This window comes from Solibacillus sp. FSL H8-0538 (assembly GCF_038003525.1).
GTDB lineage: Bacteria > Bacillota > Bacilli > Bacillales_A > Planococcaceae > JBBOPI01.
This window is the reverse complement of record NZ_JBBOPI010000001.1, coordinates 2,424,377-2,436,953: the sequence shown is the minus strand read 5'-3', so window position 1 is coordinate 2,436,953 and position 12,577 is coordinate 2,424,377. Positions and strand designations below refer to the sequence as shown.

Sequence of the window (12,577 nt, the reverse complement as noted above, 5' to 3'; positions counted from 1 at the left end):
CACTTCTTTTTTTGGTAGGTAAGAAAGGAACACTTTCTTATCAACATAAATAAGGACATCATCTCGCCCTATATTGGGTGAGATGTGTCTTTTTAATTTGTCACGTTTTGTATTATCTTGTATCATATGAAAGAGAGTTAAGGGGGGACACCTGTGGAAAATGACAAAAAGAAGCAGGAAATGTTTAGTAAAATGAAAAGCAAAAAAAGCGAAGTGAAGGTTGTACGTCGCATCGTTGCAATCGTCGCGTTGGTTGTACTACTTATTATTGGAATTGGTGGCTATTTCGCATACAATTATGTAACATCGGCATTACAACCAATGAATTCGGAAGCAACAGCTGAAGTTGCAGTAGATATTCCAATGGGATCAGGCATTACAGCAATCGCGAGTATTTTAGAGGAAAAAGGTATTATTAAAGATGCGCGTATTTTTAAATATTATACAAAGTTTAAAAATGAGTCGCAGTTCCAAGCAGGAAATTATTCGATGACGCAGGCGATGACGCTAGATGAAATTATCGAAAGCTTAAAGACAGGGAAAGTTTATCGTGAACCGGTGTTTTCGATGACAATTCCAGAAGGCTTGACACTGGAACAAATTTCAAAAATTGTTGAGAAAAATGCAAACTATTCAGCAGATGAATTTATGGAAATGGTAACAAGTCCAACCTTTATAGAAGAGATGTTAGCTGAATATCCGGATTTACTATCTGAGGATATTTACGGTGAAGCAATTCGATATAATTTAGAAGGCTATTTGTACCCAGCAACCTATGCATTTTATGAGGAAAATCCAAGTCTAAAAGCAATTATTAAAGACATGCTATCAACTACAAATAATATTGTATTAGAATACAGCGCAGCTTTAGAGGAGAATGGGTTAACAGTTCATGAATTATTAACCTTTGCTTCACTATTAGAAGAAGAAGCAACTGCCCAAACAGACCGCGAAACGATAGCGAGTGTATTCTATAATCGGTTAGATATTGATATGCCATTACAAACCGATCCGACTGTGTTATATGCGCTTGGCTCACATAAGGACCGTGTATTGTATGAAGATTTAGAAATTGATAATCCGTATAACACATATCAAAATACTGGATTGCCTCCAGGACCAATTGCTGGAGCAGGAAAAGTATCCATTGAAGCTGCATTAAATCCGTCAAGTACGGAGTATTTATATTTCCTAGCTGACTCAAAAGGCATTAATCACTTTGCAAAGTCTTATGATGAGCACTTGGCTAATATAAAAAAATATTTACGAAAATAATGAATGAAAAAGGAATCGACTAAATTTACAGTTTCTTTGCCGAAAGTATGAATTTCATTGCAGAATTATGCAGGATTGAGTCGCGTAGTTTTCAATAATTATGCATCAACCTGTTAAGTTCGTTGATACGATTGAATTTTCAATGAATTGTGTTTGCGATAAATATTCATAAGTGGTCGATGAATCTAGTAAAGATTATTCGCATTCCTTTTATTTTCGTGCTATTATAAGTTGTAATTTTTTGTCCTTATATATTTATGAAGCTACGGGCGCAAACATCATCGTTTCGTCTTTTTAATTTGTAAAAGACGAAATATATGTCTAGAATAAAGCGCTACACCCACAAAGTCGCGGTCTGCCCATGGGCGATAGTCGAAAAGATACTATCACTTCGGACCTGCAAGCAGCTGAGGCTCGCACGTTGTCAGTCATATTCCCAATGCAACTGCCGCTACGATTTTAGGTGCAAAAAAAGGCCGTCTAGATATAGAAGCGGTGTTTTTGGTGATACGGGTGTAAGTGGGCATTTTAGCACTTTTCTTTGTGACCCGAGCTTTTCTTAAAGGGGTTCTATGAATGGAATTATCAGATGCTTATATCGACTCCTTCATTCCAGCCCGTAACGAACTGCTACTAGAAATGGAGCGTTTTGCGAAGGAAAATCATGTGCCAATTATGCAACTTGCAGGAATTGAGTCACTGAATCAATTACTTCGTATTCAAAAGCCTTCGAGAGTTTTAGAAATTGGGACGGCCATTGGTTATTCTGCTATGCGTATGGCGCAGGCCCTACCTGAATGTAGTATTGTGACGATTGAACGTGACACAGCCCGTGTGGCGCATGCAAAATCGTTTATCGCACGTTCCGAAGTAGCTAATCGAATTACGGTCATTGAAGGGGATGCGTTAGAGGTAGATGTTGAAAGTATTCAACCTACTTTTGATGCTGTTTTTATTGATGCGGCGAAAGGCCAATATCAAAAGTTTTTTGAAAAATATTCACCGCTTGTGCCATCAGGTGGTGTGTTGTATATCGATAATATGTATATGCACGGACTTTCGGATTTAGATATTAAAGAAGTGCCTAGAAGAAAAAGAACGATGATTCGCAACTTAAAACATTTTTCAGAGTGGATTATGCAACATCCAGATTATACAAGTGCATTTTTCCCGGTTGGAGATGGATTATTAATTTGTTTGAAGAGGTGACGAAAGGTGAAGAAACCTGAATTATTAGTAACACCGCAATCAGTGGAGCATGTGAAGGCTTTGCTTGAAGCAGGTGCAGACGCATTTGTAATCGGTGAACAAAAATTTGGCTTACGACTTGCTGGAGATTTTACAGTAGCTCAAGTTGAAGAAGCAACTGCGCTAATTCATGCAGCTGGAAAAAAAGTATATGTAGCAGTTAATGCGATATTCCATAATGATCGACTAGATGCTTTAGATGTGTATTTACAAGAAATGCAACGTATTGGCGTAGATGCGCTTGTTTTTGGCGACCCAGCTGTCGTTGTAGCTGTTCGTGAATTAGGCGTTACAATTCCATTACACTGGAGCCCAGAAACAATTGCAACAAACTGGTTCCAAGTTAATTATTGGGGCGAGCGCGGCTCAAAACGTTCCGTACTAGCACGTGAGCTTTCTTTAGATGAAGTAGTTGAAATTAAAGAAAACACAGAGTACGAAATCGAAGCTCAAGTCCATGGGATGACTTGCATGTTCCAATCAAAACGCTCACTTTTAGGAAACTACTTCTTATACCGTGACGAAGCGATGGAAATTGAAAACCGAAAAGAAAATAAAAATATGTTCCTACATGATAAAGAACGTAAAAATAAATATCCAATTTATGAAGATCTGAATGGTACACACATTTTCTCACCAAATGATATGTGTGTAATCGATGAACTAACGGAGCTTTTCGAAGCGGGAATAGATTCATTTAAAATCGACAGCGTTCTACAGACATTTGATTATGCTGTTACAGTAACAAACCTTTACCGCCAAGCAATTGATGCGTACTATGAGCAAGGTGAAGATGCTTACGAAGAAATTAAAGACGGCTTATTAGAGCAAATAGAAGCAATTCAACCAGAGCTACGACCATTGGATACAGGCTTCATCTTCAAGGAAACAGTCTACTAGAGAGGGGAGCGAAACAATGCTTCAATTAATTCAAAACGACAAAATTCGCGGAACAATAGATGGCAAAACAGTTATCGTGAAAAAACCTGAGCTTTTAGCACCAGCAGGAAGCTTAGAAAAATTAAAAGTTGCCGTTCACTACGGAGCTGACGCTGTATTTATAGGTGGTCAAGAATTCGGCCTACGCTCAAATGCAGGAAACTTCACAATTGAAGAAATGCATGAAGGCGTTGAGTTCGCTAAAAAATATGGCGCTGTCGTATACGTAACAACAAATATTTTTGCTCATAATGAAAATATGGACGGACTAGCCGATTACTTAAAAGCTATTGAGGGCGCAGGCGTTAGAGGAATTATCGTGGCGGATCCATTAATTATTGAGACTTGTAAAAAGGCAGCACCTAGCCTTGAAATTCACCTTTCTACGCAGCAGTCTTTATCAAATTGGAAAGCTGTGAAGTATTGGAAACAAGAAGGGTTAGAACGTGTTGTACTTGCACGTGAAGTAGGCGGCGAAGAAATGCAAAAAATGAAAGAGGAAGTGGACATTGAAATCGAAGCATTCGTGCACGGTGCAATGTGTATCGCTTACTCTGGTCGTTGTACGCTTTCCAACCATATGACAGCTCGTGACTCAAACCGTGGTGGGTGCTGCCAATCATGTCGTTGGGATTATGATTTATATGAAAATGTTGAAGGTGAAGAAAAAGCATTATTCATCGAAGGCGAAGCACCATTTGCAATGAGCCCGAAAGACTTAAAACTAATCGAATCAATCCCTCATATGATTGAGCTAGGCATTGACTCATTAAAAGTTGAAGGTCGTATGAAATCAATTCACTATATTGCAACAGTAATTTCTGTTTACCGAAAAGTAATTGATGCCTATTGCGCAGATCCCGAAAACTTCCAAATCAAAAAAGCGTGGTTAGAAGAACTTGCGCGCTGTGCAAACCGTGCAACAGCTTCTTCTTTCTTTGAAGGAGAGCCTAGTTACAAACAACAAATGTTTGGATTCCACTCTCACAAAATGAAGTGGGACTTTGCAGGTTTCGTCCTTGATTACGATGCAGAAACTCAAATGGTAACAATGGAGCAACGTAACTACTTTAAACCAGGCGACACAATCGAATTCTTCGGTCCAGACATCGAAACTTTTAAAATGGAAGTGGGCCCAATTTGGGATGAAGAGGGTACAGAGATCGATATAGCGCGTCATCCATTACAAATTTTAAAATTCAAGGTTGATCGTCCGTTGACAAAATTCAACATGATGCGAAAGGAGAATAAATAAATGGCAAAGCGTCCTGTAGTCATTGGGATCGCAGGTGGGTCATGTTCAGGTAAAACGAGTGTAACACGTGCCATTTATGATGTTTTCCGTGACCATTCCGTTGTTGTAATCGAACAAGATTATTACTATAAAGATCAATCGCATATGACATTTGAAGAACGTCTAAAAACAAATTATGATCACCCACTTGCATTTGATACCGATTTATTAATAGAGCATATAAACTCTTTGGTTAAATATGAAGCAATTGATAAGCCCGTTTATGATTATGTAGCACATACTCGTGCAACAGACGTGATTCATGTTGAGCCAAAGGATGTTATTATCGTAGAAGGTATTTTAGTGCTTGAGGATGAACGTCTGCGCAATCTAATGGATATTAAATTATTCGTTGATACTGACTCGGATTTACGTATTATTCGTCGAATTCAGCGTGATATTAAAGAGCGTGGCCGTACAGCAGATTCAGTCATCGATCAATACTTAGCAGCTGTTCGTCCAATGCATAATCTGTTCATTGAGCCAACGAAACGTTATGCTGATGTAATTATTCCAGAAGGCGGCGACAATGACGTAGCGATTGATCTAATGGTTACAAAAATTAAAACAATTCTTGAAACTGACTCTATTGTGTAATATGATGGATAAGTATTGACAATATTTTTCATTTTTAACTTCATTCAGCAGGCGTTCAAACGCCGGCTGAATGAAGTTAATCGTGCTTGCACGATTCAAAATCTGGACTCCAAATTCGCAGAGGCGAATTTGATTGACTGGTAAAACGATTTACATTGTCATTTGCATAGGTAGTAGAGAAAATTCGGCTAATAGTTTATTACGATGAAGTTTGTCCTTCTAACGGGGGACATTTTTTCATATCGTGAACTAGTGGTCGGGTTTTGTGCTATGTACCGATTTTTATTTTTACATTGGCTATGTTAAATAACATTGTTGTTTTTATGGAAATAAACATGAGTAGTGAAAACTTACTACAACCGTTTCTTGCAAAGCGGGTGGCAAACATGCGCATAGATACTGCATTTCCCCAATGACCATACCTGCTTTGGCATTCAGCACGGTTGGGTTAGCTAATAAAACGACAGTAGCGTTTAACAGCGCCTTTACATTAAGAAAACGATTGCATTTTGAACATTAAGGTGTATAGTAATGTTTTCAAGCAACATTAAGGAGTGAGCATTTTGTCAAATGAAAAACAATACCCTATGACATTAGCGGGTAAAACAAAGCTTGAAGAGGAGCTTGAACAATTAAAAACGGTTAAACGTAAAGAGGTTGTAGAGCGTATCAAAGTTGCTCGTAGCTTTGGCGATCTATCTGAGAACTCAGAGTATGACTCAGCAAAAGAAGAGCAAGGCTTTGTAGAAGGTCGTATTTCTACGATCGAATCAATGCTACGTAATTCATTAATCATTACTGAAGATGAAGGTGGCGGTACCGTTACACTTGGTAAAACTGTCACATTCGACGAGTTAATCAATGGCAAGCGTGCTAATTTTGAAGAATCATACACAATCGTAGGTTCAGCAGAAGCAGATCCGATTGAAGGACTTATTTCAAATGATTCTCCAATTGCTAAAGCGTTAATGGGACATACAGTAGATGACGTTGTAAAATTAACAACTCCAGGTGGAGATATGGAAGTCGTTATCTTAAACATTAAATAATATATAAAGGCGGTTAACAGAAAATGTTAACTGCTTTTTTATATGTTATTATATAGGCTTTCTTTTCTTTTCCTGCTAAAATTAAATCACATGAAAGTAAGGGTGATAAAACGATGGCGGAACAAAAGCGACAATTTTTAACGCGTAGAGAGCATTCGGAGCGTAAAGATCATAGTTCAAACAGTAGTAAGCTAGATCGGCTTTTAAATGTATTAATCGCAATTGTATCGATGCTCATTGTAATAAGCTTAGTAATTATTTTACGTACGCAGGATGATACTGTAAGTTCTGCTAAAGAGCAGAAGAACGATATGCAGCAACAGTCAGAACCATTAGCAGAAGAGCCTAAAAATTCTTCGCAGGAAGCTTCTGTAGAAAAGGAGTTAGCTGAGGACGATTCATCTGAAAAATCGGAGGGCGAATCCTCGGTAGGAGCACAAGAGGAAGAGGCAATTGTATCTCAATCGGATGATCCAGTCGTTAATGAAGTGCAGACGAATCCGAGTTGGCAATCGTATCCAACCAAGCAAAATGGTGTCCATACTTCCACATATCAAAAAGGGCATATTGATTATGAGGAAAAGCTAGGGGCGGCTTTTTCGGTGACTCAGCTTAGTCCGGAGGCAAGCATTGTATGGAATGTGAAAAATAACGGCAGTGCCGACACGGCGAGCGTAGTGGTATCCTCACTTGACAAGACGTTAAAATACCGAGTTAGTATCGAGTGGGTTGACGGAGCAGGATGGAAGCCAGTAAAGCTAGAAACGTTAAATACGCTTGAAGGTGCATTTTAACCAAAGTTTCCCTTGACGAAGGTGCATGCTTTGATTACTTTTAAAAGAGTGTTATTAAATTGGGGTCTTTACCAAAACATGTGCTTTACTTTAAAAGAAAGTGTACTACTTTATAAGCACATGGAACGGAAGGCGACCGCCTGGAGTGGAATGTGCTGTCAAGTACAGATTTTGGTGTAGAGCCTTAAATTGGAGGAAATAATGATGAAAATAGCAGTAATTGGCGCAATGGAAGAAGAAGTTGAACTTCTACGTAACGCGCTTAATAATACAGAAATAACAACGATTGCGAGTAGTGAATACACAACAGGTACGTATGCAGGAAAGGATGTTGTTTTATTAAAAAGTGGTATTGGTAAAGTAAATGCCGCGATGTCGACAACGATTTTATTGCAACAATTTAAACCGGATGTTGTCATTAATACAGGTTCAGCAGGTGGATTTGATGAGACGCTTGAAGTTGGTGCAATTGTCATTTCAGATGAGGTTCGTCACCATGATGTAGACGTGACAATTTTTGGATACGAAATTGGTCAAATGGCCGGCATGCCTGCTGCTTATAAATCAGACGAAAAACTTATGGACATTGCTAAACTAGCAGTAACAGAAGTAGGAGAGCACCAATACGGCATTGGTTTAATTTGTTCAGGCGATGCGTTTATGAATGATCCTGTAAGGGTGGCTAATGTACGTGAGCATTTTCCGACAATGAAAGCTGTAGAAATGGAAGCAGCAGCAGTTGCACAAGTATGCTACCAATTCAATACACCGTTTGTAGTCATTCGTGCGTTATCAGACATTGCAGGAAAAGAATCAAATATTAGCTTTGATGAATTTTTACCTGTAGCTGCAAAGCACTCAACAGAAATCGTCTTAAAAGCAATTACGAAATTGTAATTTCATAATCTATTCAAAAAAAAACGAAACAGGTGTTAAAAAAATCACAGTCATCCATACGGTAAAATGGTACGATAATTTTAATTGAAAATCGGCTATTTAATAAGGAGGCGTGTCTAATGGTATTTTTAATGGCAGTCGCTGTTGGTATTACAGCAGTTTTAGGATTAATTATTTTTGCTGAAACGAGTGAAACAGTGCATTAAGTGGATAAACTAAAGCGCATTTAAAAGGAATTTCCTCCTTTTAAATGCGCTTTTTTTAAACGATAAGAAAGTGTAACTTTTTGATAATGTCTAGGCATTCGCGCCGCACGCTCGAGGTCGCGGTCTGCCCTCTAGCGAAAGTGGTGGGGCATTTCCTTTCGCTTCGGGCTCGCAAGCAGCTTGCCCGCGTGCAAACGGGCGCGAATGCGCTTTTCCTATTCTTTCTGATTATGTTTGAATTGCTGGTAAAGCTTAATTAGTGCTCTTTTTTCAATACGGGAGACATAGCTTCTAGAAATGTTGAGAAGACTTGCTATTTCTTTTTGTGTTAATGGATCACGGTCATGTAGTCCGTAGCGATGTGAAATAATTTCAAGCTCACGTGGTTCTAAGGTGTTCAAGTAGGCATAAAGCTGTTTAAAGCTTTCCTGCTGTTCGATCTGGTCAATCGCGGATACTTCTTCCATCTGTAGGAGGTCACGTATTTGAAGTGATTGGCCATCTTTATCTACGCCGATTGGTTCAAAAAGAGAGACGTCCTTTTGCACTTTTTTTTGTGCCCGTAAATGCATTAAAATTTCATTTTCGATACAGCGCGCGGCATAAGTAGCTAGCCTCGTTTTTTTATCGGGCGTATAACTGCTCACAGCCTTCATTAAACCAATTGTACCAATGGAGATATAATCATCTAGCTGTTCATGGGATGGATGGAATTTTTTTACGACATGTGCCACTAGTCGCATATTCCGTTCGATTAAATCGAGCCGAGCCTGCTCATCACCCCCTATAAAGGCTTCAATGGCGAGTGCCTCCTCATCGCGTGAAAACGGCTTATAAAATGCCTGCCCCTTTAAATAGCCGAGTAGTGTTGGGAGTTCAAGCCAAAGCTGGAGAAGAGACGTAACAATCCCACTCAACGGCGACATCCTTTCATCTTTTCGACAGTATATGACGAAAACTGCGTGGAAATGAAAAAAAGAATAATGAGCAGGGCTCACTAAACTTTTAGAGTGGAAATTGAGTTTTTTTACAAGCACTATACTTTTTTTAGAGTAAATGTACTGACCATTAAGATGGCCAAAATGAAGAACAGGAACATATACACTACCGGTGATAGTACATGAGTAAGGAAAAATGAAAACGTGAGTAGCGTACCAGCAGCTGTAATCGGTAGGCCAACAAAATAGCCTGTCGACTCCATCACATTAAATCGCGCTAAGCGTAACGCCCCACATGCAATATAAAGCACGGTCATAAACATACCCGCAACACCGAAATCAACTAATACAAATTCATACATAAGTAATGCTGGTGCAACACCGAATGAAATAATATCACCCATTGAATCCAACTGTTTACCTAGCTCGGATTCCTGATTAAACTTACGTGCAACCTTACCGTCATAACGATCTAAAAAAGCAGCAATAAAAATAAAAAGGACAGCGTAGTTATATGATTCGTTTAGTGTCGCCATTATAGAAGCTCCACCAAAAGACATGTTACACATTGTGATTAAGTTGGCAGCGTGCGATTTCATTTTCTTCACAGTCGAATCGACCTTGTGGAGAAGAAACATTGGAAAACACTCCTTTGCACATTAAGATAAGTCTATTATACTTCGAAACAAGAAAAATTGGTATCTGTTTGAAAAAAGCAAGATTTTCTTTTCATCGTCGTATTTAAATTATATAATTTAGTTTTATTATTAGATGGAGGTGACTAGATGAAAGAAAAAGTATATCAAAGCTTAATTGAACTAACCAATGGCGAAACAAGTTCAAAGCTACTACAAGCAGTTGCGCAATCGACATTTAGTAAAAAGTTTATCCGTAGCTATAGTAAAGTATACGGAATTAATATAGAAGAGGTTTCAAATAAAATCGATAGTTTTTCTAGTTTGCATGATTTCTTTGTTCGTACACTGAAGCAAGAGGCGCGAACAATTGCACAAGGACACAATGTTTTTGCAAGTCCCGTGGATGGCAAGGTAGAAGCATATGGAGATATTGTGGACGGCATGACATTTTATGTTAAAAATAAACCGTATTCTTTACTAGATTTGCTTGGAAGTGAGGTGCAATCAGCCCGCTATCGAGATGGCAAGTTTATCGTGTTTTACTTGAGTCCAGCTGATTACCACCGCATTCATAGTCCAATTGACGCACATGTAGTCCGTCAATACATACTTGGTCAAAAATCATATCCGGTGAATCAGTGGGGGCTAGCATATGGTAAAAAGCCAATTAGCCAAAACTACCGTATGATTAGTGAAATCGAGTATGCAGAAAATACGCTTGCGGCATTCATTAAAGTAGGGGCGACATTTGTTAATTCTATAAAGCTGACGAATACAACGGAACAATGGAATAAGGGCGATGAGGTCGGCTATTTTTCATTCGGTTCCACGGTTGTCATGCTATTTGAGCCACAATCCGTCACATTTTCGAAAAATGTCAAGCAAGGCTGTGCAATCAGAATGGGAGAAGCATTCGCAACTATGTTATAATAGTGTAATAAAATTTGGTTTAAGGGGTCACGATTTTGTATAATTTTTTATTACCTAACGAATTTGTTAATAGTGTATTTGAAATTACACCTGAAAAATTACAAGCAAATGGCATTCGCGGCATTATTACCGATTTAGATAATACGTTAGTCGAATGGGATCGTGTAGATGCGACAGCAGAAATTGCTACGTGGATGCAGGAATTACAGGCAGCAGGTATTCGTATTATTATCGCGTCAAATAATAATGAAGATCGCGTTAAACGGTTTGCTGAACCACTGGGCATCCCGTATATTCACCGTGCCAAAAAACCATTAGGGGCAGCGTACTATGCTGGCTTAGTGCAACTTCGTCTAAAACGAAATGAGGTAGCAATGGTTGGCGATCAATTATTAACCGATGTACTCGGTGCGAAACGTCAAAAGCTTTATACATTTTTAGTTCGACCGGTTGCGGAATCGGACGGTTTTGTTACGCTTTTCAACCGATTTGTAGAACGACGTGTATTTAATGATTTAAAACGAAAAGGTATTAAAACTTGGGAGGAATAAGAAGGTGCTTCTTCTTATTCTTCCATAAGTAAGGACATCATCGCGTTTTATTTTAGACGAGATGTGTCTTACTAAGGAGGAACAGTAATGATAGAAATGCCAAATTGTATTGGCTGTGGTGCAGTTATTCAGACAGAAAATAAGGACGGGCTAGGATATGCTCCAGCCTCTTCACTAGAAAAAGAAACAATTATTTGCCAACGATGCTTCCGTTTGAAAAACTATAACGAAATTCAACCAGTAAGCTTAACTGACGACGACTTTTTACGTATTTTAAACGGCCTTGGCGAACAGGAAGGTCTTATCGTAAAAATCGTGGATATTTTTGATTTCAATGGTAGCTGGTTACCAGGACTTCACCGATTTGTCGGCAAAAACCCTGTATTACTTGTAGCAAATAAGGCAGACCTATTACCAAGGTCAGTAAAGTCAAACAAAGTAATCAATTGGCTAAAGCGCGAAGCAAAATCATTAGGTCTTCAACCAATAGATGTGATGCTTGTATCTGCGCATAAAGGTATGGGCATGGTAGAAGTAGTGGAAGCCATTGAAAAATATCGTCGTGGCAAAGACGTATTCGTTGTTGGTTGTACAAATGTTGGGAAATCAACATTCATAAACCGCATTATTAAACAAGCGACAGGTGAGGGAGAGATTATTACAACTTCTCACTTCCCAGGAACTACATTAGATATGATTGAAATTCCACTTGATGACGGCTCAGCATTATATGATACGCCAGGGATAATTAACCATCACCAAATGGCGCATCATATTGACGCAACTGAATTAAAATATATTATGCCGAAAAAAGAAATTAAACCAAAAGTATATCAACAAAATCCAGGACAAACATTGTTCATCGGGGCGCTTGCACGTTTTGATTTTATTCAAGGCGAGCGTTCAGCATTCACGGTGCACGTGGCAAATGATTTACCAATCCATCGCACAAAGCTTGAAAAGGCGGATGATTTATATAAAGAGCATAAGGGCGAGCTTTTAGCACCGCCAACTGCTGCGCATATAGATAAATTACCAGAACTAGTGCGTCACGAGTTTTCAATTAAAGAAGCGAAAACAGATGTCGTGTTCTCTGGACTTGGTTGGATTACAGTACAACATGCGAACGTTGTTGTAGCAGCATACGCGCCAAAGGGTGTACAAGTTTTTGTTCGAACTTCATTAATTTAACGATTAAAAAAGAATGTCCAGGCCTTCGCG

13 protein-coding genes are annotated in these 12,577 nt (G+C 38.8%); 11 read left to right on the top strand and 2 right to left on the bottom strand.

The features are described 5' to 3' along the window. Nucleotides 1-153: 153 nt before the first annotated feature. From mltG to mtnN, 8 genes are all read left to right on the top strand, one after another. Entirely contained in the window at nt 154-1,275 is a 1,122-nt protein-coding gene (gene mltG / locus MHH87_RS11630; RefSeq protein ID WP_340749470.1) for an endolytic transglycosylase MltG, read from the top strand. Nucleotides 1,276-1,851: 576 nt separating this feature from the next. Then, nucleotides 1,852-2,484 (top strand): O-methyltransferase, encoded by a 633-nt coding sequence (locus tag MHH87_RS11625; RefSeq protein ID WP_340749469.1) that lies wholly within the window; start codon nt 1,852-1,854, stop codon nt 2,482-2,484. A 6-nt stretch (nt 2,485-2,490) separates the two neighbouring features. Next, nucleotides 2,491-3,423 (top strand): peptidase U32 family protein, encoded by a 933-nt coding sequence (locus tag MHH87_RS11620; protein ID WP_340749468.1) that lies wholly within the window; start codon nt 2,491-2,493, stop codon nt 3,421-3,423. A gap of 16 nt (nt 3,424-3,439) precedes the next feature. Next, nucleotides 3,440-4,717, top strand: coding sequence for a peptidase U32 family protein (locus tag MHH87_RS11615; RefSeq protein ID WP_340749467.1), 1,278 nt, complete (start codon nt 3,440-3,442; stop codon nt 4,715-4,717). Next, complete coding sequence (gene udk, locus MHH87_RS11610; RefSeq protein ID WP_340749466.1) at nt 4,718-5,353, top strand: uridine kinase; 636 nt, start codon at nt 4,718-4,720, stop codon at nt 5,351-5,353. A gap of 563 nt (nt 5,354-5,916) precedes the next feature. Beyond that, nucleotides 5,917-6,402, top strand: a complete 486-nt coding sequence (greA, locus tag MHH87_RS11605) for a transcription elongation factor GreA (RefSeq protein WP_340749465.1) — start codon at nt 5,917-5,919, stop codon at nt 6,400-6,402. A 113-nt stretch (nt 6,403-6,515) separates the two neighbouring features. Next, nucleotides 6,516-7,196, top strand: a complete 681-nt coding sequence (locus MHH87_RS11600; protein WP_340749464.1) for a YrrS family protein — start codon at nt 6,516-6,518, stop codon at nt 7,194-7,196. A 204-nt stretch (nt 7,197-7,400) separates the two neighbouring features. Next, a complete protein-coding gene (mtnN, locus tag MHH87_RS11595; protein ID WP_340749463.1) occupies nt 7,401-8,093 on the top strand; it encodes a 5'-methylthioadenosine/S-adenosylhomocysteine nucleosidase in 693 nt (230 codons plus the stop codon). 421 nt (nt 8,094-8,514) lie between these two features. Here mtnN and sigK read toward each other — a convergent pair whose 3' ends face one another. Then, nucleotides 8,515-9,216, bottom strand: a complete 702-nt coding sequence (gene sigK / locus MHH87_RS11590) for an RNA polymerase sporulation sigma factor SigK (RefSeq protein ID WP_340749462.1) — start codon at nt 9,214-9,216, stop codon at nt 8,515-8,517. A gap of 119 nt (nt 9,217-9,335) precedes the next feature. Continuing rightward, complete coding sequence (pssA, locus tag MHH87_RS11585) at nt 9,336-9,875, bottom strand: CDP-diacylglycerol--serine O-phosphatidyltransferase (protein ID WP_340749461.1); 540 nt, start codon at nt 9,873-9,875, stop codon at nt 9,336-9,338. A 147-nt stretch (nt 9,876-10,022) separates the two neighbouring features. Between pssA and MHH87_RS11580 the strand changes: the two genes are divergently transcribed. The 3 genes from MHH87_RS11580 to yqeH all read left to right on the top strand — a co-directional run bounded on the left by MHH87_RS11580 (nt 10,023) and on the right by yqeH (nt 12,547). Beyond that, nucleotides 10,023-10,805: a phosphatidylserine decarboxylase gene (locus MHH87_RS11580; RefSeq protein WP_340749460.1), complete on the top strand. Its 783-nt coding sequence runs from the start codon at nt 10,023-10,025 to the stop codon at nt 10,803-10,805. 32 nt (nt 10,806-10,837) lie between these two features. Continuing rightward, nucleotides 10,838-11,356 (top strand): YqeG family HAD IIIA-type phosphatase, encoded by a 519-nt coding sequence (locus tag MHH87_RS11575; RefSeq protein ID WP_340750978.1) that lies wholly within the window; start codon nt 10,838-10,840, stop codon nt 11,354-11,356. Nucleotides 11,357-11,443: 87 nt separating this feature from the next. Continuing rightward, a complete protein-coding gene (gene yqeH, locus MHH87_RS11570) occupies nt 11,444-12,547 on the top strand; it encodes a ribosome biogenesis GTPase YqeH (protein ID WP_340749459.1) in 1,104 nt (367 codons plus the stop codon). The last annotated feature ends 30 nt before the right edge of the window (nt 12,548-12,577 follow it).

Excerpts from the sequence above, each read along its gene's own strand:
- pssA (WP_340749461.1), bottom strand. The coding sequence starts at position 9,875 with ATGTTTCTTCTCCACAAGGTCGATTCGACTGTGAAGAAAATGAAATCG.
- MHH87_RS11615 (WP_340749467.1), top strand. The coding sequence starts at position 3,440 with ATGCTTCAATTAATTCAAAACGACAAAATTCGCGGAACAATAGATGGC.
- yqeH (WP_340749459.1), top strand. The coding sequence starts at position 11,444 with ATGATAGAAATGCCAAATTGTATTGGCTGTGGTGCAGTTATTCAGACA.
- udk (WP_340749466.1), top strand. The coding sequence starts at position 4,718 with ATGGCAAAGCGTCCTGTAGTCATTGGGATCGCAGGTGGGTCATGTTCA.
- mtnN (WP_340749463.1), top strand. The coding sequence starts at position 7,401 with ATGAAAATAGCAGTAATTGGCGCAATGGAAGAAGAAGTTGAACTTCTA.
- MHH87_RS11580 (WP_340749460.1), top strand. The coding sequence starts at position 10,023 with ATGAAAGAAAAAGTATATCAAAGCTTAATTGAACTAACCAATGGCGAA.
- MHH87_RS11625 (WP_340749469.1), top strand. The coding sequence starts at position 1,852 with ATGGAATTATCAGATGCTTATATCGACTCCTTCATTCCAGCCCGTAAC.
- MHH87_RS11600 (WP_340749464.1), top strand. The coding sequence starts at position 6,516 with ATGGCGGAACAAAAGCGACAATTTTTAACGCGTAGAGAGCATTCGGAG.